The following is a 21437-nucleotide window of genomic DNA, read 5'->3' as shown; positions in this document are numbered from 1 at the left end:
CCTTTGGGGAGAGGGTTAGGGTGAGGGGAGAATTAACGCTCTAACCGCAACTGCTGCAAATTCCCGTCCAGCTGTAAATCCGTCTGTAGCGTCGCAATCTCGCGGCAGATAAACGCCATCTCCTTATGCGCTTCCAGCTTCTTGCGCCATTTTTCCGGCACCTCATCCAGCCGGGCGTAGATCCCTTCCAGATGTTGAAAATCCGTTAGCAACTGCGCGGCACTCTTCGGGCCTATGCCTGCCACGCCTGGAACCTTAGAGCTGCTAATGCCCGCCAGACCCCAGTAGTCAGGAAGTTGCGCGGGTGAGACGCCAAACTCACTGGCGATAAACGGTGCGTCAAGCCAGCGCTTCTGGAAATAATCGCGGATACGGATGGTGGGGGTAAGCAGCTGACAGTAGCCTTTGTCGGTCGAGACTATCGTGGCCTGATGCCCCGCGCTTGCCACTTTAACGGCAAGCGTGGCCGCGAGATCGTCCGCCTCGTTGCCGTGCGCGCCCCAGCAGGGCACGCCGCGCTGTTCGAAGGCTGCCCGGATGGCGGGCATTTCAGCGTGAAGATCGTCAGGCATGGGCGCGCGTCCGGCCTTGTAGTCGGGCAGCCGCTGGTGTCGCCAACCAGTGTTACGCGCTTCATCATCAAACACCGCAACCGCGTGAGTCGGTTCGCTGTGGCGAATAAGCTGTTCCAGCGCGTGCAGGCAGGTATCCTTGCAGGGCGTGCCTTGTACCGCATGGATTCGGCGGATCAGATTAAGCGCGTCGACGATAAGCAAATGAACAGCCACAGATAATCTCCCTTCTATCTAATGGGTGAAGGGTAACACTGTCAGCAGTATGAAACTATGTGCGGTGGGCAAAACGGGAAGAAGCCTCGCAAAACGAGGCTTCTTTTTGAGGCTTAATCGCAGGTGACAATCTTCATGGCTAAACCACCGCGGGAGGTTTCGCGGTATTTGGCGTTCATGTCTTTACCGGTTTCGTACATGGTCTCAATGACTTTATCGAGGCACACGCGCGGCTCGCTGGTGCGGCGCAGCGCCATACGTGCCGCGTTCACCGCTTTCACAGAGGCGATTGCGTTACGTTCAATGCACGGTACCTGCACCTGTCCGGCGACCGGGTCGCAGGTCAGGCCAAGGTTATGCTCCATGCCGATTTCCGCCGCGATGCAGACCTGAGTTGGGCTTGCGCCCAGCAGCTCGGCCAGACCCGCCGCCGCCATAGAACAGGCCACGCCGACTTCACCCTGACAGCCCACTTCCGCACCGGAAATGGAGGCGTTCATTTTGTACAGTGAGCCAATCGCACTGGCAACCAGCAGGTAGCGCGCCAACGAGTTAGCGTTCACTTCACGGATGAACTTGTCGTAATACGCGAGGACCGCAGGGACGATGCCGCAGGCACCGTTGGTTGGTGCCGTGACGACGCGGCCGCCCGCCGCGTTTTCTTCGTTAACTGCCAGCGCGAACATGTTGATCCAGTCCACGACCGCCATCGGGTCGGTGGTGGTTTTGTCGGTGCTGACAAGCATACGACGCAGCGCTGCCGCACGGCGCGGTACGCGCAGTTTACCCGGCAGCACGCCTTCGGTGGTGATCCCGCGCTCAATACCGCCGCGCATCACTTCCCAGACGTTGGCGAAGTGCTGCTCCAGCGCTTCCTTACTGTGCAGCGCCAGTTCGTTTTTCATCATCAGGCCGGACAGGGACAGGCCCGTTTCCTGACAGTGACGCTGTAAATCCGCGGCGTTTTTGTACGGGTACGGCACTTCAACCGCCGCGTTGTCGGTCTGACCAAAATGGTCTTCGTCGACAATAAAACCGCCGCCGATGGAGTAATACGTCTGGCTGTAAACCGCTTTATCGCCAACCAGCGCGGTAATACGCATGCCGTTTTCGTGCAGCGACAGGTTATCCGCATGGAAATTCATGCAGTGATCAACCGGGAATTCAACCTCGTGATCGCCGTTTGCCAGCAGCAGGCGGCCATGGGTATTTACGTCCTGGATAAATCCAGGGATCGCATCAATATCAACGGTGTCCGGCAGATTTCCCGCCAGGCCCATGATAATGGCGATATCGGTATGGTGGCCTTTACCGGTAAGGGAAAGGGAACCGTATACATCGACAACCACGCGGGTGATGTCGTGCAAAATGCCGCGTGCAATCAAGTCATCCGTGAATTGTTTACCGGCCTTCATTGGTCCGACGGTGTGAGAGCTGGAAGGACCAATACCGATTTTGAAGATATCGAATACGCTAATCATGATGCGTCCATTGCTATCAGTCAGAGGGGAGGAGTGCGCCGCCCGAAGACGGCGCAGGAGGTATTAGCTGAACAGCGAGTAGAAAATAGCGGAGATGGCAATCAGACCCATAATCACAACAAAAACGTTGCTGATATGGCCGCTGTATTTACGCATCGCAGGTACTTTCTGAATCGCGTACATCGGCATCAGGAACAGAATCATCGCGATAATCGGGCCGCCCAGGGTTTCAATCATGCCCAGGATGCTTGGGTTCAGCGTGGCGACCGCCCAGGTCGTCAGCAGCATGAACAGCGCGGTGATTTTATTCAGCTTGTTGATTTCAATGCTCTTGCCTTTACCGCGCAGAGATTTAATCACCATACCGTTGAAGCCTTCACGTGCGCCAAGATAGTGGCCGAGGAAGGATTTGGTGATAGCGATAATCGCGATGATCGGTGCCATCCATGCAATCAGCGGTGCGTTAAAGTGGTTTGCCAGGTAAGACAGAATAGAGATGTTCTGCTCTTTCGCCGCTGCCAGGTCTGCCGGGGAGAGGCTCAGCACGCAGCTGAACACGAAGAACATAACGGTCAGTACCATCATCACGTGGGCGCGTGCCAGGATGCTGGAGCACTTCTTCTCTGCACCGGTGCCGTACTCTTCACGCTTCGCAACCGCGAAAGAAGAGATGATTGGCGAGTGGTTGAAGGAGAACACCATGACCGGGATTGCCAGCCACAGGGTCAACAGCAGGCCGTTGCCGGTTGCGGATGCGCTGCTCAGAGACAGGGTTTCCAGCGCCGCGCCGTTCCACTGTGGGATCAGGTAGCAGGCCAGCACCATCAGGGCGGCGACAAACGGGAACACCAGAATGCTCATCGCTTTAACGATCATCTGCTCGCCGAAGCGCACGATGGTCATCATACCCACGATCAGGATCAGCGAAAGGATGGCGCGCGGTGGCGGCGTCATCTGCAGCTGGTGCGTCATGAAGCTTTCCACGGTGTTGGTGATCGCCACGCTGTACACCAGCAGAATCGGGTAAATCGCGAAGAAGTAGAGCAGGGTAATCAGTTTACCCGCGCCCACGCCAAAGTGCTCTTCAACCACTTCGGTAATGTCTTCACCCGGGTTTTTACCGGACAGCACGAAACGGGTCAGACCGCGGTGTGCAAAGAAGGTCATCGGGAAGGCGATAATTGCCATGATGATCAGCGGGATTAAGCCGCCAACGCCTGCGTTGATAGGAAGGAACAGTACACCAGCGCCGATTGCTGTGCCGTAAAGGCCAAGCATCCACATGGTATCCGTTTTGCGCCAACCGCTTCGGGAATCAATCGAAGCAACGGTGCTGGTTTGAGTGGTTTCCATCTGTATCTCCTGGAGGAAGCAAATTGTCAGGTTTTTAGTCAAATCCGATGAAAAAGTGCCTGACGGTAATATGAAATTCGTTCAGTGACGGTTTTTTAATAATTTTTGCCCGTAACTATTGGCGGGCGGAAAGATACATTCTAGTTATGAATCTATCAGTGATCCTGATCCCAATTGCAATAATATACTTTCGGGATGGGCATATTTAGACCATTTATCTGTCAAAAAAACATCAAAGAGAATTTACGGGCGCGAAGGCTACCATTAACAACATATGGCGTGAAGAAGCCGCCCCTGAGATAGGTGGCTTACGCTATAAAAAAATGGGATTTTAGTGTTTTGTGGCAGGTAATTTGGATTAAGGCTGATAATTGATGGTTGGCAAAAGGGAGTAAACGTTTGCGCAGGCAATGGATTTGTAAATGACATAAGGGATGTCTATGAATTATTTCACGAATAAAAAAAGCCGGAAAGCGAGACGTCGCATTCCGGCCTGGCAGAGGATCGCTAACGCGTTATTTGATGATTTCGTAGCACGGGATATAGGCAGAACCCGGCAGCTTCATACGGTGCTGGGCGACGAAGCCCTGCAGCATGTCATCCATGCGGCGCATCATGTCAGGATCGCCGTGAATTTTATACGGGCCAAACTCCTCGATCGCACGAATGCCCACCTCTTTGACGTTACCCGCCACGATGCCGGAGAAGGCGCGTCGCAGATCCGCGGCCAGCACTTCCACCGGCTGATCCGGATAAAGCTTCAGGTTTGCCATGTTTTCGTGGGACGGTTCGAACGGGATCTGCAGGTCGGGCGCAATGCGAATTGACCAGTTAAAGCTGTAGGCATCTCCGGTGTCGCGGCGATTTTCTTTGACCAGCGGCATCGCTTTTTTCATCTGGCGCGCCACTTCCGCAGCGTCGTCGATGATGATGCGATAGTGACGGCGCGCGTCTTCACCCAGCGTATGCACGATAAACTCGTCCAGCACGCGGAAATAGTCGGCGCTCTCTTTCGGCCCGGTGAGGATCAGCGGTAAAACCTGATCTTTGTTGGCCGGGTTCATCAGAATGCCGAGCAGATAGAGCAACTCCTCCGCTGTGCCGACGCCGCCCGGGAAGATAATAATGCCGTGCGCAATACGGACAAACGCCTCAAGACGTTTTTCAATATCCGGCATAATAATTAGCTCGTTAACCAGCGGGTTCGGTGGCTCAGCCGCAATGATCGACGGCTCGGTCATGCCAATGAAGCGCCCCTCTTTATAGCGCTGCTGCGCGTGACCTACGGCGGCACCTTTCATCGGCGCTTCCATCGCGCCCGGACCGCAGCCGGTACAGATGTTCAGCTCGCGCAGGCCAAGCTGGGTCCCCACGCGGCGCGCGTAGAGATATTCGGTTTCATTAATGGAGTGACCACCCCAGCACACAACCATATTGGGCGCTTCACCAACGTGGAGCGCGCGGGCGTTGCGCAAAATAGAGAACACCAGGTTGGTGATATGAACCGAGCTTTCCAGGTCAAGATGCTGGAAACGCCCGGCGTTGCTGATCTGCCCGTTAACGAACAGGATATCGCGCAGCACGGCGAAGAGGTTTGCCTGCAGGGAGCGAATAATGCGCCCATCAACAAAGGCATCTTCCGGCGGGTTAATCACTTCCAGTTTTACGCCGCGCTCGCGGCGCAGCACGTTAATATCAAAACTTTCAAAGCGGGACAGCAGCTCTTTGCTGTTGTCGGTCAGGCTTCCGGAGTTCAGTACGGCAAGTGAACAGTTGCGAAACAGTTGATAAAGGTCGCTGCTGGCCGTGCGTTTAAGCATGTCGACTTCCAGCTGCGACAACATATCCATTGAGCCAAGCGGGCTAATATGTGTAATCAAGTGAGCTCCTTACGGGACGAAGATCGTCTTTCCCTGTAGATTACAATAGCCCTGGCTTATGACGTTTCACAACACCCGGGGCGGAATACCGCCCGCATATTGTGAAAATATTTAGATTACTGACGCACCAGCCGGCCCGTGGCAGGCACGAAATCGGTGTTGGTACGCCACGGGTTAATGTCGAGGCCACCGCGGCGGGTGTAGCGCGCGTAGACGCTCAGCTTCTCCGGCTGACAGAAACGCATGATATCGTTGAAGATGCGCTCCACGCACTGCTCGTGGAATTCGTTATGGTGGCGGAACGACACCAGATAGCGCAGCAGCTTTTCGCGATCGATCTTCGGACCGCGATACTGGATCTGCACCGAGCCCCAGTCGGGCTGGTGGGTAATCAGGCAGTTGGACTTGAGCAGATGGCTGACCAGCGTCTCGTCGACAACCTTGCCGCTTGCCGCATTTTCGAGGTAGTCGGCGCTGAATTCGTAGCTGTCGATCCCGATATCCTGATCGTCGATGCAGGTGCCGTGGAAGTGCGCAACGGGCTGGCCTTCCAGTTCATGCAGACGATAGAGCGACACCGTCACGTCGCCCTGCGCGCAGGCGCTTAAATCCCGCTGCAGCGTGTGCTGTACATCTTCCCAGCTGTTAAATGTGGTCTGGTTAAAGCTGTTAAGATACAGCTTAAAGCTTTTGGATTCGACCAGGTTCTGGCTGGCGTAATCCAGCTCAACGTGGCCGACCGCCACCTGCGGAAGGCCGCGGGCATTTAGCCAGGAGAGTTCGTACAGCGTCCAGATATCGCCGCCGACAAACGGCAGCGCGTCAGCGTGCAGGCCCAGCGGGTCGCGGTTCAGGCTGCGGGGAACCCCCTGCAACAGACTTGCATCGTAGGTGTCGCGGTAGTCGGTCGTTTTGCCGAGCGTTAAGCCCGTTAACGCCTGATGATTTTCGTAAGACATGTTTCATAGCCACTTTACAGGTACACTTATGGACTGAGTTTATCCTGTCTTACAAGAAGAGAGAAATCGGTGGATATCGAAACTGCACATGCCCTCACCACTTTCACCACCCGCTACTGCGATGCATGGCATGCACAGCACGGGACGTGGCCGCAGAGCGCCGATCTTTACGGCGTGCCGTCGCCCTGTATTATCACCACGCTTGAAGACAGCGTGCTCTGGCAGCCCAAACCCTTCACGGTTGAGCAGAATGTAAATGCGGTTGAACGCGCAATGGACCTTGTGGTACAACCAGCGGTTCACGCGTATTATACCGCGCAGTTTGCCGGAGATATGACCGCGCGCTTTGCAGATATCGCGCTGACGTTGCTGCAAACCTGGAGTGAGGATGACCTCCAGCGTGTTCAGGAAAACCTGATTGGTCACCTGGTCACGCAAAAGCGCCTTAAGCTTTCTCCGACGCTCTTTATTGCCACACTCGACAGCGAGCTGGACGTTATCTCCGTTTGCAACCTGTCCGGGGAAGTGGTCAAAGAGACAATCGGCACCCGCAACCGCGATGTCCTCGCCCCTTCACTTGCGGATTTCCTCACCCGACTTGAGCCTGTTCTGTAATCCATGTTGCTACTGCACGTGTGAGAGATCTCTTACACGCTTTGTGAGAGATCGCTGGAACGTTGAGTTTTGTCTCAAAGGTTTAAGATAAGTATCGTCTTATTTTTCAAGATATTAAAGACAAATGACGCGATCTCACAGCATCTCTGCTGGCTAACAGGACGTTGTAGGTGGGTTGTAAGATGCGGCGGAATAGCGGATTCTATCTCTGTCGACAGGACGCCGACACGAGAAACGAACATCAGGATGATGGCGTATCTCAGCAAGGACTCGTCAGGATGGCGCTGCAGGAAGGCTTCAGGATGAAGCAAAGTGGATAACGCAGGATGCGTAAGGGACACCTCCAGGAAGGAGAACGAGAGCCGGTCAGGATGGTCGGTGGGTCAGGAAGGCCAGGACGTTTCAGGACGAAACACACACATCAGGATGATGTGAGCAGGATGCAACGGTTAACGGATAACCAACGCCCTTCGGGCATCAGGAAAAGTTGTCACGGATGAGCAGGGAGCACGAATTGTAGCTGGAATGCTGCGGAACGAACCGGGAGCACTGTTTATACAGTGCTCCCTTTTTTTATTTCTCCTTCCCGCAATGCTATGCTGCGCGCCGTTCCGTATTTACGTTGAGGTTCTTATGACGCATCACGATAGCGTTCGTGCTCAGCTGCACACCATCGAAGCCCTTTTGCGCCAGCATCAGCTGTGGCAGGCAAGCGCGCCGCAGCCAGAGGCATTCGCGAGTACACAACCTTTCTGTCTCGATACGCTCGAACCCTTTGAGTGGCTGCAGTGGGTGCTGATCCCCCGCATGCATGCGCTGCTGGACGGCGGGCATCCGCTGCCGCAGGCATTTGTGGTTTCTCCCTATTATGAAATGGCGCTTGAGGCCAGCCATCCAGCCCGCGACGTCATGCTGGCCGAGCTGGCTCGTCTCGATGCGCTGTTTGCCGGTGACGATGCATGACCCTTGAAATCCTCTATCAGGATGAGTGGCTGGTGGCGGTGAATAAACCGTCAGGCTGGCTGGTGCACCGAAGCTGGCTGGATCGCGACGAAAAGGTCGTCGTGATGCAGACCGTGCGCGACCAGATTGGTCAGCATGTTTTTACCGCGCACCGTCTGGACAGGCCGACCTCTGGCGTACTGCTGATGGGGTTATCCAGCGAGGCAGGGCGTTTGCTCTCCCAACAGTTTGAGCAGCACCAGATGCAGAAGCGCTATCACGCCATCGTGCGCGGCTGGCTGACGGAATCCGGCACGCTGGATTATCCGCTGGTTGAGGAGCTGGACAAAATAGCCGATAAATTTGCCCGCGACGATAAAGGCCCGCAGCCTGCGGTGACCGATTATCGCGCAATGGCAACCACGGAAATGCCGGTCGCCACCAGCAAATTTCCCACCACGCGCTATAGCCTGGTGGAGCTTTTGCCTAAAACCGGGCGTAAACACCAGCTGCGCCGGCACCTTGCGCATCTTCGCCACCCCATTATCGGCGACAGCAAGCACGGCGATCTGCGTCAGAACCGCAGTGCGGCCGAACATTTTGGCTGTCACCGTTTGATGCTGCACGCCAGCGAATTGAGTCTGACGCACCCGTTCACCGGTGAACCGTTGAGCATCCGCGCGGGGCTGGACGATGTCTGGATGCAGGCGCTGTCACAGTTTGGCTTGCGGGGACAACTCCCCGAAAATGAAAGGGTTGAGTTTGCGGCAGGCAACGTTCAGGATGAACAGCAGGCGCATTAATCAAGGGAACAACGCATGGCTGAAGTAGGCATTTTTGTCGGCACAATGTACGGCAACTCGCTGCTGGTAGCAGAAGAGGCAGAGGCAATCCTTGTGAATCAGGGCCATAAGGCTACGGTGTACGAAGATCCTGAGCTGGACGACTGGAAGAAGTACCAGGATAAATACATCCTCGTCGTGACGTCGACAACCGGGCAGGGCGATCTGCCGGACAGCATCGCTCCGCTTTACCAGGGCATTAAAGATCGGCTTGGTTATCAGCCCGACGTTCACTACGGCATCATTGCTCTGGGTGACAGTTCGTACGCCAATTTCTGCGGCGGCGGTAAACAGTTCGATGCGCTCCTGCAGGAACAGAGCGCCCAGCGCGTCGGTGAGATGCTGCTGATTGATGCGGGTGAACACCCGGAGCCAGAAAGCGAATCAAACCCGTGGGTTGAGCACTGGGCCACACTTCTCAGCTAATCCCTGCCCGGCGGCAGGGTTTACTGGCCGGGTCAGGCGAAGCCGCCACCCGGCCATAAAGCCGCACCAAAACCGCAATTCCGTGAAGTATCTTCAACTGCTTTGGGCTTATGCCCCAAACCACGTCTTCCTCCCCGTTGAATGTTGTGTCGATGCACGGTGAGGAAGCGCGTCACTCCTTCATATACTTTTCCCGTCAGTTACCAGAAAAGGCAGTGCTTCACTATAAAACGGCGCTGAGCCGTACCAAAACTGCCCAACACTAACCTCTCATTCTGATTACCCTACAGGTGCTGTACAGAATGAACTGGCGCAAGCCATGATTCAGGAGTGCAACTATGAGTACATTAAGCCAGGCCGCGAGCGGCGCTGAAAAGCGCACCAACGCTCGCTACTGGATAGTGGTGATGCTGTTTATCGTCACATCCTTCAACTACGGCGACCGCGCCACGCTGTCGATTGCCGGTTCCGAAATGGCAAAAGATATCGGGCTTGATCCGGTCGGCATGGGTTACGTCTTCTCGGCATTTTCATGGGCCTATGTGATCGGCCAAATCCCTGGCGGCTGGTTGCTCGACCGTTTTGGCTCCAAACGCGTTTATTTCTGGTCCATCTTTATCTGGTCGATGTTTACCCTGCTGCAGGGCTTCGTCGATATCTTTAGCGGCTTTGGCATTATCGTTGCGCTCTTTACCCTGCGCTTCCTGGTGGGGCTCGCCGAAGCGCCTTCCTTCCCCGGCAACAGCCGCATTGTGGCGGCCTGGTTCCCGGCGCAGGAGAGGGGCACGGCGGTGGCGATCTTTAACTCGGCCCAATACTTCGCCACGGTGATTTTCGCGCCGATCATGGGCTGGCTGACGCATGAGGTAGGTTGGTCACACGTCTTCTTCTTCATGGGCGGGCTGGGGATCGTCATCAGCTTTATCTGGCTGAAGGTTATCCACGAACCGAACCAGCATCCGGGCGTGAACAAGAAGGAGCTGGAGTACATTGCGGAAGGCGGGGCGCTGATCAACATGGATCAGAAATCCGAAAAGGTAAAAGTGCCGTTCAGCCAGAAGTGGGCGCAGATCAAACAGCTTGTCGGATCGCGCATGATGATCGGGATCTATCTTGGCCAGTACTGCATTAACGCCCTGACGTACTTCTTCATCACCTGGTTCCCGGTTTATCTCGTGCAGGCTCGCGGCATGTCGATCCTCAAAGCGGGGTTTGTCGCCTCGGTTCCGGCGATCTGCGGATTCGTCGGTGGTGTGCTGGGCGGCGTAATTTCCGACTGGCTGATGCGCCGCACCGGCTCGCTAAATATCGCCCGTAAAACGCCGATTGTGCTCGGTATGCTGCTCTCCATGACCATGGTGTTCTGTAACTACGTCAGCGCAGAGTGGATGATTATCGGCTTTATGGCGATGGCCTTCTTCGGCAAAGGGATTGGCGCGCTGGGCTGGGCGGTGATGGCAGATACCGCACCGAAAGAGATCAGCGGCCTGAGCGGTGGCCTGTTCAATATGTTCGGCAACATTTCCGGGATCGTCACCCCAATCGCCATCGGCTACATCGTCGGCACGACCGGCTCATTTAACGGCGCGCTGATTTACGTTGGCGTGCATGCCCTGGTCGCAGTGCTGAGCTATCTGGTGCTGGTAGGGGATATCAAACGTGTTGAACTGAAACCTGTTGCGGAGCGTGGATGATGACAACCCAATCAACCCCTGTCGTTACTGAGATGAAGGTCATTCCGGTGGCCGGGCAGGACAGTATGCTGCTCAATATCGGCGGCGCGCATAACGCCTGGTTCACCCGCAACATCGTGGTTCTTACCGATAGCGCCGGAAATACGGGCGTCGGTGAAGCGCCGGGAGGCGAGGTCATTTACCAGACGCTGGTCGATGCCATCCCGCAGGTTGTTGGTCATGAAGTGGCTCGTCTGAACAACGTGGTTCAGCGGGTGCACAAGGGCAACCAGTCGGCGGATTTCGACACCTTCGGCAAGGGGGCATGGACCTTTGAGCTGCGCGTTAACGCGGTGGCCGCGCTGGAAGCGGCCCTGCTCGATCTGCTGGGCAAAGCGCTAAACGTGCCGGTCTGCGAACTGTTAGGGCCGGGCAAACAGCGCGACGCGGTGACGGTGCTCGGTTACCTGTTTTACATCGGCGATCGTGAAAAAACCGACCTGCCTTATCTGTCGCGTTCGCCGGGCAGCCATGAATGGTATCACCTGCGCCACCAGGAGGCGCTCTCCAGCGAGGCGGTGGTCCGCCTGGCCGAAGCGGCGCAGGATCGCTACGGGTTTAAAGATTTCAAGCTGAAGGGCGGGGTATTGCCCGGTGAGCAGGAAATTGACACCGCCCGCGCGCTGAAGAAACGCTTCCCGGACGCGCGTATCACCGTTGATCCGAACGGGGCATGGCTGCTGGATGAGGCCATCGCCCTGTGTAAAGGGCTGGGTGATGTGCTGACCTACGCCGAAGACCCTTGTGGTGCCGAGCAGGGCTTCTCCGGGCGCGAAGTGATGGCGGAGTTCCGCCGCGCTACCGGGCTGCCGGTCGCCACCAACATGATTGCCACCAACTGGCGCGAAATGGGCCACGCGGTGATGCTCAATGCGGTCGATATCCCCTTAGCCGACCCGCACTTCTGGACGCTCTCTGGTGCGGTCCGCGTGGCGCAGCTTTGCGACGACTGGGGCCTGACCTGGGGCTGCCACTCCAATAACCATTTCGATATTTCGCTGGCGATGTTCACCCACGTTGGCGCAGCGGCACCGGGTAACCCGACCGCGATTGATACCCACTGGATTTGGCAGGAAGGGGAAGCCCGCCTGACCAAAAATCCGCTGGAAATCAAAAATGGCAACATTACCGTACCGGATGCGCCAGGTTTGGGCGTCGAGCTTGACTGGGATCAGATCCACAAAGCGCATGAGGCGTATAAAAAACTGCCGGGCGGCGCGCGCAACGACGCAGGCCCGATGCAGTACCTGATCCCCGGCTGGACATTTGACCGCAAGCGCCCGGTATTTGGACGTCACTGATAAAGGATTGAACGATGAGCACATTTTCTACCCCTGTAGTCACTTCCATGCAGATCATTCCGGTTGCGGGCCATGACAGCATGCTGATGAACCTGAGCGGCGCACACGCGCCATTCTTTACCCGCAACATCGTGATCGTGAAGGATAACGCCGGGCATACCGGCGTGGGCGAAATCCCCGGCGGCGAGAAGATCCGCAAAACGCTGGAGGATGCCATTCCGCTGGTAGTGGGTAAAACGCTGGGCGAATATAAAAATGTTCTGAACGCGGTGCGTAACGCCTTTGCTGACCGCGATGCGGGCGGGCGCGGGCTACAAACCTTTGACCTGCGCACCACCATTCACGTTGTAACCGGTATCGAAGCCGCAATGCTGGATCTGCTGGGCCAGCACCTGGGCGTGAACGTCGCCTCTCTGCTGGGCGACGGGCAGCAGCGCAGCGAAGTGGAAATGCTGGGCTATCTGTTCTTCGTCGGCAACCGCAAGCTGACGCCGCTGGCGTATCAGAGCCAGCCGGACGAAACCTGCGACTGGTATCGCGTTCGTCATGAAGAGGCGATGACCCCGGATGCGGTGGTGCGCCTGGCTGAGGCCGCGTACGAAAAATATGGTTTCAACGACTTCAAGCTGAAGGGCGGCGTGCTGGCCGGGGAAGAAGAAGCCGAGGCCATTTCGGCGCTGGCTAAACGTTTTCCACAGGCCCGCGTCACTCTGGATCCGAACGGCGCCTGGTCTCTGGAAGAAGCCATCAACATCGGCAAACAGTTGAAGGGCGTTCTGGCGTATGCGGAAGATCCGTGCGGTGCGGAACAGGGGTTCTCTGGCCGGGAAGTGATGGCGGAATTCCGCCGCGCGACAGGCCTGCCGACCGCAACCAACATGATTGCCACCGACTGGCGTCAGATGGGGCATACCCTGTCGCTGCAGTCTGTCGATATCCCGCTGGCTGACCCCCATTTCTGGACGATGCAGGGATCGGTTCGCGTGGCGCAAATGTGCCATGAGTTCGGCCTGACCTGGGGCTCACACTCCAATAACCACTTCGATGTCTCGCTGGCGATGTTCACCCATGTTGCGGCTGCTGCGCCTGGCAAGATCACCGCCATCGATACCCACTGGATCTGGCAGGAAGGTAACCAGCGTCTGACTAAGCAGCCGTTTGAAATTAAGGGCGGGATGGTGCAGGTCCCTGCCACGCCAGGCCTGGGGGTCGAGCTGGACATGGATCGCGTTATGAAAGCCCATGAACTGTATCTCCAGCACGGCCTCGGCGCGCGCGATGATGCCACCGCGATGCAGTACCTGATCCCGAACTGGACATTCGACAATAAGCGCCCGTGCATGGTACGATAAACCAGCTGGGACCGCTCCCATAAGCGGTCTCTTAGGTGTTATATGCTTAACGTAACTCACATGCGTAAGGACGGCTTATGAAAATTGTTATCGCACCGGACTCCTACAAGGAAAGCTTGAGCGCTCTTGAGGTAGCGACAGCGATAGAAAACGGTTTTCGCGACATTTTCCCGACGGCTGAATACGTCAAACTCCCGGTGGCGGACGGCGGCGAAGGCACCGTTGAAGCCATGGTCGCCGCGACTGGGGGGCGCATTGTCCCTGTAGACGTGACGGGGCCGCTGGGTGAACGGGTCGACGGATTTTACGGCCTGTCCGGCGACGAGCAGAGCGCGTTTATCGAAATGGCGGCGGCGAGCGGGCTGGAGCGTGTCGCACCGTCTAAGCGCAACCCGCTGATCACCACGTCGTGGGGCACGGGCGAACTCATCCGCCACGCGCTGGATGCGGGCGTTAAGCATATTATTATCGGCATTGGCGGCAGTGCGACCAACGACGGTGGCGCGGGCATGGTGCAGGCGCTGGGCGGAAAACTGCTGGGCGCCAACGGGCAGCCTGTCGGACAGGGTGGTGGTGAGCTGGCTAACCTGGCGCGCATCGACGTGAGTGAGCTCGATCGCCGCCTGGCGGATTGCCGGATCGAGGTGGCCTGCGATGTCACCAATCCGCTGACCGGCGAAGAGGGCGCATCCGCGATCTTTGGCCCGCAGAAAGGGGCTACGCCGGAAATGATCGTCACCCTGGATAACGCGCTGGAGCATTACGCGCAGGTCATTGCCAGGGATTTAGACATCGACGTGCTGCACCTTGCGGGTGGCGGTGCGGCAGGGGGAATGGGCGCTGCGCTTTACGCCTTCTGCGGTGCCCAGCTTCGTCAGGGAATTGAAATCGTCACCGACGCGCTGCACCTGGATGAACAGGTAGCGGACGCGGATCTGGTGATTACCGGCGAAGGGCGAATCGACAGCCAGACTATCCACGGTAAAGTGCCCGTTGGAGTAGCCAGAGTCGCGAAACGCTATAACAAACCGGTTATCGGGATCGCCGGCAGCCTGACGGCGGACGTCGGTGTGGTGCACGATCACGGTATCGACGCGGTATTCAGCGTGATTTACACCATTTGCTCGCTGGAAGATGCGCTGGAAAACGCCAGCGAGAACGTCAGGATGGCCGCCAGAAACATCGCGGCGGTACTGAAAGTGGGGCAGGCATTTTAGCTGTGATTGCCGGGTGGCGGCTTTGCCTTACCCGGCCTACGTTCGTGCACCTGTTGGCCCGGTAAGCGTAGCGCCACCGGGCTTTTACCTCAGTTCCCCAACAGCTTCATCGCTTCCCGCGTGACGTTATCCATCTCATCCAGCAGCTCCAGGAATTCTGGCTCAAGCTCCGATTCTGGCGTACCTGCCCGCAATTGCTGCTCCAGCAGCTGGCACAGGTTTTTCAGCCTCGGTACGCCGCTGTAGCCGCAGCTCCCGTGCAGCTTGTGGATAGCCTCAAGCAGGCCGTCAGGATTTTCGCCAACCAGCTGTTCTTCCACTTTATTGCGAATTTCCGGCAGGAAGGCGACCAGCATCTGCAGCATCTCGCGGGCCAGATCCGGTTTACCCGCCGCCTGTCGCAGTGCCAGCTGCCAGTCGAAGGTCGCGTTTTGATTGACGCTAATCTCTGCGGGCTCGGCTGAAAACGTATAGGTTCCGCCGATATGCCCGGGCTTATAGCGCAGCAGCAGGCTGTGCAGCTTCTCTTCGTCGATCGGTTTTGCCAGATAATCATTCATCCCGGCGCTGAGGAGTTTCTCTTTCTGCCCGGCCATCGCATGAGCGGTGACGGCAATGACCGGCGTCTGCTGCTGGTGTGGAAGCTGACGGATCAGTTCGCAGGCGCGAATGCCGTCCATGCCCGGCATCTGAATGTCCATCAGGATCAGATCGAACTGCATCTGTTTAGCCTGTTCAACCGCCTGTGCGCCGCTGTCGCACAGTTCAACGTGCTGCACCTGATCTTCCAGCAGCACGCCAATCAGCTTCAGGTTTGCCGGGTTGTCGTCCACAGCCATCACGGTCATCGGCAATTTGTGTTCGTCGTTAACCAGCGGCAGGGGCTGGTTGCTCAGGCGACAATATTCCGTTAACGCAGGCAGCAGCCGTGTTGCGGTGAGCGGTTTCAGAAGGCAGGCGGCGGCCCCGTCGTTTTTAAGCTCTTCCGCGTTAATTTGCGCGTGGCAGGGCAGCGCCAGCAGCAGGTAGTCGGTCATCGCCGCGGCTTTTGCCAGGCGCTCCTGCTGCATGGTCAACTCACCGGTAAAGGTGACAGGAATACCCATCAGCAAAATATCGTAATGTTCAACGGCGAGCGCGGAGAAGGTCGGACTGTAAATCACCTCCAGCGGCGTGGTGCTTAGCACGTCCAGCGTACACTGGGCGGCTGCCGCGTTTGGCTCAACGTAGGCCAGACGCATCCCTTTCAGGCAGTCGGTGATCGGGCCGTCCGTCAGCACGTTAGGGTTCAGGTCAAGGTTAATGTGGAACCAGAAAGTGGAGCCTTTATTCGGCTGGCTGTGGAAGGAGATATCTCCTCCCATCTCTTTGACCAGTTTTTGAGTGATGACCAGCCCCAGCCCGGTGCCGCCATGACGGCGGGAAATACTCGCATCCGCCTGGCGGAACGCCTGGAACAGGCGCGACTGATCGCGCTCCGGAATGCCGATGCCGGTGTCACGGATCTGCACCTCAATCTGCACTTTGTTGTTACTCAGCGCCCGTTTCTCGACCAGAATGTCGATGTTGCCGCTTTCGGTAAACTTAATGGCGTTCCCCACCAGGTTGGTGATGACCTGCTGCAGACGCAGCGGGTCGCCAATCACGTTGTCCGGCACGTCGTTCTTGATGTTGAGCGTCAGCTCCAGCCCTTTATCGTGCGATGAATGGGCAAGCAGCGTCACCACTTCATCCAGCGTGCTGCGCAGCGGGAAAGGAATGCTCTCAAGGATCAGCTTCCCGGCTTCCAGCTTCGAGAAGTCCAGCACGTCGTTGATGATGGTCAGCAGGTTATTGGCCGACCGTTCGATGGTGTGCAGGTGATCGCGCTGGGTGGGGTTCAGCTCGCTTTTGAGCGTCAGGCGGGTAAAGCCGATCACGCCATTGAGCGGAGTACGCAGCTCGTGCGACATATTGGCAAGGAACTCAGACTTGATACGCGCCGCTTCCTGGGCGCGCTTTTTAGCGAGATCCAGCTCAACGTTCTGGATCTCCATCTGCTCCAGCGTCTCGCGCAAATCGGAGGTTGCCTGGTCGACGTTATGCTGCATCTCTTCGTGATAGGCCGCCAGCGACATCGCCATTGAGTTAATGCCGTTTTTGAGCATATCCAGCTCGCCCAACATAAAGCCTTCCACGCGGCTGTCGAGCTGGCCGCGGCGAATGCGGTCAACGGTGTTGACCATGTTGCGGATAGGCCCCGTGACGTCGCGCATCAGCCGCCAGCCGAAAATCAGGGCGATGCCAATGCAGAACAGCATCATCAGGCCCGAGATAAAAATCTCTTTGTACTGCTGCAGCCGGACCGATTTCAGGTCAAGCTCCAGCGCCACGTATCCCAGCATATTGCTGCTGGACTTGGCGTCAGACAGGGCTGATTCATCCGGCGAATAGCTCTCTGAGATAATGGGCGTGCGCAGGATCATAATATCGCCCCGCCGGAGCACGGTGAGATGGCGGGGGAAGGGCGAACCGTCCGGGATTTTCAGCTCGGCAGGATCGAGATGAAAATTCGACGTGACGAACAGACGGTTGTGCTCGTCATACACGGATATGGCGCGCACGATCTCGGAGTGGCGGCGATGCAGCACGCTGATGAGCTGGCCGATGGATTCACGGTTTTGCAGGTTCATCCCATACTCGCTGGAGACGGCGAGCGGCTCAATGATGCTCGCTCCCGCATCTTCCAGCTGCCGCTGTAAATCGTTATAGCGGTGGACGACAAAGAAGATGCTCAGCAGCAAACCGATGAGAACGGTCGGGGCGAGGATCAAAATCATCATGCGCGCACGCAGGCTGTAGTTGGTCATGGCGTTCCGTTATGGGACAATTAGGACAATTATGTTTATTTGAGAAAAATCTCGGCAATGGCGCAATTCTACTCTGCAAAGCGACGCGTGACGACGCGTCAGATCATAACTGTTGAAGCCACCGAACTTGATCCCTTCGGTCAGGGTGTTGCACGGCACAATGGCAAGGCTCTGTTTATAGCAGGTTTGCTGCCATCGGAACGAGCAGAAATCACCCTGACGGAAGATAAGCGCCAGTATGCCCGTGGGCAGGTGAAACGCCGTTTGAATGATAGCCCTGAACGCCGCGCGCCGCGTTGCCCGTACTTTGGCGTCTGCGGTGGCTGTCAGCAGCAGCATGCGAGCGTTACCCTTCAGCAGGAGAGCAAAAGCCGCGCGCTGGCGCGCCTTATCAAACACGATGTTGACGACATTATCGCCGACCAGCCCTGGGGCTACCGCCGCCGTGCCCGTCTGAGCCTCAGCTACCAGCCCAAAACAGCACGTCTGGAGATGGGTTTTCGTAAAGCGGCCTCCAGCGATATCGTGGACATCAGGCAATGCCCCATTTTGGTGCCCCGTCTTGAGGCATTGCTCCCGGACGTGCACGCTTGTCTCTCTACGCTAGACGGCGTGCGTCATCTGGGACATGTCGAACTGGTGCTGGCGAACAACGGTCCGCTGATGGTGCTTCGCCATACCGCTGCGCTGTCGAAAAAAGATCGCGAAAAACTGGAACGCTTTTCGCATTCACAGGATCTCGCCCTGTTCCTTGCGCCGCAAAGCGAGATACTGGAGCAGGTTACGGGAGAGGCCCCCTGGTACGCCTCAAACGGGCTACGCTTAACGTTCAGCCCACGGGATTTCATCCAGGTGAATGACGGGGTGAATCAGCAGATGATCGCTACCGCACTGGCCTGGCTGGACGTGCAACAGAGCGACCGCGTGCTCGACCTGTTCTGCGGAATGGGGAACTTCACCCTGCCGCTGGCGCAGAAAGCTGCCAGCGTGGTTGGCGTGGAGGGCGTAGAGGCGCTGGTGGCGAAAGGCCAGGAAAATGCCCGAGAGAACGGGTTGCAAAATGTGACATTCTTTCATCAAAATCTTGAGGATGATGTCACGCAACAACCCTGGGCAAGACAGGGCTTTGACAAGATCCTGCTCGACCCGGCCCGCGCCGGTGCGCCGGGGGTCATGCAACATATTATTAAACTCGCGCCAAAGCGTGTGGTCTATGTTTCCTGTAATCCGGCAACGCTTGCCAGAGACAGCGAAGCATTAGTGAGCGGGGGTTACCAGATTCAGCGTCTGGCAATGCTGGACATGTTCCCGCACACTGGTCATCTGGAATCGATCGTGTTGTTTGAGCACATCTAATGAGTTTGGCTTGTCGACTTCGACAGGCCCTGGTCCCTAAAGGAGAGGACGATGGTTGCGGTAAGAAGTGCACATCTTAATAAAGCTGGTGAGTTTGACCCACAGAAATGGATCGCAAGTCTGGGAATTTCCAGCCAGCAGTCGTGTGAACGCTTAACCGAAACCTGGGCCTATTGTCTTCGCACCACCACAGGGCACCCTGACGCCGAACTCCTGCTGTGGCGCGGCATCGAAATGGTCGAAATCCTGTCCATGCTGAACATGGATATCGAAACGCTGCAGGCAGCGCTTCTGTTCCCGCTGGCAGACGCGGACGTGGTCACTGAAGACGTGCTGGTTGAAAGCGTCGGAAAACCCGTGGTGTCGTTGATTCACGGCGTGCGGGATATGGCGGCCATTCGCCAGCTTAAAGCGGCGCAAACCGATTCGGTCTCGGCGGATCAGGTTGATAACGTGCGTCGGATGCTGCTGGCGATGGTAGATGATTTCCGCTGCGTGGTGATTAAGCTGGCGGAACGGATTGCCCACCTGCGCGAGGTGAAAGATGCCCCGGAAGACGAGCGCGTGCTCGCCGCGAAGGAGTGCACCAATATTTATGCGCCGCTGGCCAACCGCCTGGGTATCGGCCAACTGAAGTGGGAGCTGGAAGATTACTGCTTCCGCTATCTGCACCCGGCAGAGTACAAGCGCATTGCGAAACTGCTGCATGAGCGCCGTATCGACCGCGAGCACTACATCGAAGAGTTTGTCGGCGGCTTACGCAAGTCGATGAAAGAAGAGAACGTGCGGGCTGAAGTGTATGGCCGTCCGAAGCACATCTACAGTATCTGGCGCAAAATGCAGAAAAAACATCTCGCCTTTGACGAGTTGTTTGACGTGCGCGCCGTGCGGATCGTGGCGGAGCGCCTGCAGGACTGCTATGCCGCTCTGGGGATAGTGCATACTCACTTCCGCCATCTGCCGGATGAGTTTGATGACTACGTCGCCAACCCGAAACCGAACGGCTATCAGTCCATTCATACCGTGGTGCTTGGCCCGGGCGGCAAGACGGTTGAAATCCAGATCCGCACCAAGCAGATGCACGAAGAAGCCGAGCTGGGCGTGGCCGCTCACTGGAAGTACAAAGAGGGTACCTCTGGCGGAGCGCGCTCCGGCCATGAAGACCGCATCGCCTGGCTGCGCAAGCTGATTGCGTGGCAGGAAGAGATGGCCGATTCCGGTGAAATGCTCGACGAAGTACGCAGCCAGGTCTTTGACGACCGGGTGTACGTGTTTACGCCGAAAGGCGACGTTGTCGATCTGCCGGCGGGCTCTACGCCGCTCGACTTTGCCTATCACATTCACAGCGATGTGGGGCACCGCTGCATCGGCGCGAAAATCGGCGGGCGCATTGTGCCGTTCACCTATCAGCTGCAGATGGGTGACCAGATCGAAATCATCACCCAGAAGCAGCCGAACCCGAGCCGGGACTGGCTTAACCCGAACCTGGGCTATGTCACCACCAGCCGCGGACGGTCTAAAATTCACGCCTGGTTCCGCAAGCAGGATCGTGACAAAAACATTCTTGCCGGTCGCCAGATCCTGGACGACGAGCTGGAACATATCGGCATCAGCCTGAAAGAGGCGGAGAAATTCCTGCTGCCGCGCTACAACTTTAACGAGCTTGACGAGCTGCTGGCGGCGATTGGCGGCGGGGATATCCGTCTCAATCAGATGGTCAACTTCCTGCAGGCGCAGTTCAATAAGCCGAGTGCGGCAGAGCAGGACGCGGCGGCGCTCAAGCAGCTTCAGCAGAAAACCTACGCTCCGCAGCAGCGCAGCAAAGACAATGGCCGGGTGGTGGTTGAAGGGGTAGGTAACCTGATGCACCACATTGCCCGCTGCTGTCAGCCGATCCCTGGCGACGATATCGTCGGCTTTATCACCCAGGGGCGCGGGATCTCTATCCACCGCTCCGACTGCGACCAGCTCGCCGAGCTGCAATCGCACGCGCCGGAGCGCATCGTGGAGGCCGTCTGGGGCGAAAGCTACTCCGCCGGGTATTCGCTGGTGGTTCGTGTCACCGCAAACGACCGCAGCGGCCTGCTGCGCGATATCACCACCATTCTCGCCAACGAGAAGGTGAACGTGCTGGGCGTTGCCAGCCGCAGTGATACCCGCGAGCAGCTTGCCACTATCGATATGACTATCGAAATCTACAACCTGCAGGTGCTGGGCCGCGTGCTCGGCAAACTGAACCAGGTGCCGGATGTGATTGACGCCCGTCGTCTACACGGCGGTTAAACACACTCTTCTGCAGGCCGGGTAAGGCTTCGCCGCCACCCGGCTTGTTTTTTTAATGGA

At 57.1% G+C, this 21437-nt stretch carries 16 protein-coding genes; 10 read left to right on the top strand and 6 right to left on the bottom strand.

Annotated features, from left to right (window positions below):
- Positions 1–32 precede the first annotated feature (32 nt).
- The 5 genes from xni to queF form a co-directional block, all read right to left on the bottom strand.
- A complete protein-coding gene (xni, locus tag QLG21_RS07625) occupies positions 33–788 on the bottom strand; it encodes a flap endonuclease Xni (RefSeq protein ID WP_282484176.1) in 756 nt (251 codons plus the stop codon).
- A gap of 113 nt (positions 789–901) precedes the next feature.
- Positions 902–2269: an L-serine ammonia-lyase II gene (gene sdaB / locus QLG21_RS07620; protein WP_137849870.1), complete on the bottom strand. Its 1368-nt coding sequence runs from the start codon at positions 2267–2269 to the stop codon at positions 902–904.
- A 63-nt stretch (positions 2270–2332) separates the two neighbouring features.
- Positions 2333–3622, bottom strand: a complete 1290-nt coding sequence (locus QLG21_RS07615) for an HAAAP family serine/threonine permease (protein ID WP_137849869.1) — start codon at positions 3620–3622, stop codon at positions 2333–2335.
- Between the two features lie 515 nt (positions 3623–4137).
- Positions 4138–5502, bottom strand: coding sequence for a nucleotide 5'-monophosphate nucleosidase PpnN (gene ppnN / locus QLG21_RS07610; protein ID WP_042321829.1), 1365 nt, complete (start codon positions 5500–5502; stop codon positions 4138–4140).
- A 116-nt stretch (positions 5503–5618) separates the two neighbouring features.
- Entirely contained in the window at positions 5619–6461 is an 843-nt protein-coding gene (gene queF / locus QLG21_RS07605) for an NADPH-dependent 7-cyano-7-deazaguanine reductase QueF (RefSeq protein WP_058608541.1), read from the bottom strand.
- A gap of 69 nt (positions 6462–6530) precedes the next feature.
- Here queF and syd point away from each other — a divergent pair, with 69 nt between their 5' ends.
- The 8 genes from syd to QLG21_RS07565 all read left to right on the top strand — a co-directional run bounded on the left by syd (position 6531) and on the right by QLG21_RS07565 (position 14889).
- Positions 6531–7076 (top strand): SecY-interacting protein, encoded by a 546-nt coding sequence (syd, locus tag QLG21_RS07600; protein ID WP_058608540.1) that lies wholly within the window; start codon positions 6531–6533, stop codon positions 7074–7076.
- A gap of 633 nt (positions 7077–7709) precedes the next feature.
- Positions 7710–8039: a YqcC family protein gene (locus QLG21_RS07595; protein ID WP_006178276.1), complete on the top strand. Its 330-nt coding sequence runs from the start codon at positions 7710–7712 to the stop codon at positions 8037–8039.
- Positions 8036–8821 carry a tRNA pseudouridine(65) synthase TruC gene (gene truC, locus QLG21_RS07590; RefSeq protein WP_137849868.1) on the top strand — a complete coding sequence of 262 codons (786 nt, stop codon included), beginning with the start codon at positions 8036–8038 and terminating at the stop codon, positions 8819–8821. The genes QLG21_RS07595 and truC overlap by 4 nt, the downstream gene beginning before the upstream one ends.
- 15 nt (positions 8822–8836) lie before the next feature.
- Positions 8837–9286, top strand: coding sequence for a flavodoxin (locus QLG21_RS07585; RefSeq protein WP_006178273.1), 450 nt, complete (start codon positions 8837–8839; stop codon positions 9284–9286).
- Positions 9287–9624: 338 nt separating this feature from the next.
- Positions 9625–10980: a galactarate/glucarate/glycerate transporter GudP gene (gene gudP / locus QLG21_RS07580; RefSeq protein ID WP_006178269.1), complete on the top strand. Its 1356-nt coding sequence runs from the start codon at positions 9625–9627 to the stop codon at positions 10978–10980.
- Positions 10980–12320, top strand: coding sequence for an enolase C-terminal domain-like protein (locus QLG21_RS07575; RefSeq protein ID WP_042322288.1), 1341 nt, complete (start codon positions 10980–10982; stop codon positions 12318–12320). Before gudP ends, QLG21_RS07575 begins: the two co-directional genes overlap by 1 nt.
- Positions 12321–12334: 14 nt before the next feature.
- A complete protein-coding gene (gudD, locus tag QLG21_RS07570) occupies positions 12335–13672 on the top strand; it encodes a glucarate dehydratase (protein WP_058608537.1) in 1338 nt (445 codons plus the stop codon).
- Positions 13673–13749: 77 nt separating this feature from the next.
- Positions 13750–14889: a glycerate kinase gene (locus QLG21_RS07565; protein WP_282484175.1), complete on the top strand. Its 1140-nt coding sequence runs from the start codon at positions 13750–13752 to the stop codon at positions 14887–14889.
- 89 nt (positions 14890–14978) lie between these two features.
- Here QLG21_RS07565 and barA read toward each other — a convergent pair whose 3' ends face one another.
- On the bottom strand, positions 14979–17738 hold the full coding sequence (gene barA / locus QLG21_RS07560; protein WP_006178263.1) for a two-component sensor histidine kinase BarA: 2760 nt from the start codon (positions 17736–17738) through the stop codon (positions 14979–14981).
- A 57-nt stretch (positions 17739–17795) separates the two neighbouring features.
- Between barA and rlmD the strand changes: the two genes are divergently transcribed.
- Positions 17796–19094 (top strand): 23S rRNA (uracil(1939)-C(5))-methyltransferase RlmD, encoded by a 1299-nt coding sequence (gene rlmD, locus QLG21_RS07555; protein ID WP_282484174.1) that lies wholly within the window; start codon positions 17796–17798, stop codon positions 19092–19094.
- Between the two features lie 51 nt (positions 19095–19145).
- Entirely contained in the window at positions 19146–21377 is a 2232-nt protein-coding gene (gene relA, locus QLG21_RS07550) for a GTP diphosphokinase (RefSeq protein WP_282484173.1), read from the top strand.
- Positions 21378–21437: the final 60 nt, after the last annotated feature.

This window comes from Enterobacter sp. V87_3 (genome assembly GCF_029967835.1).
GTDB lineage: Bacteria > Pseudomonadota > Gammaproteobacteria > Enterobacterales > Enterobacteriaceae > Enterobacter > Enterobacter cancerogenus.
Note: the sequence above shows the minus strand (reverse complement) of the source record. Positions and strands in the feature narration are given on the sequence as shown.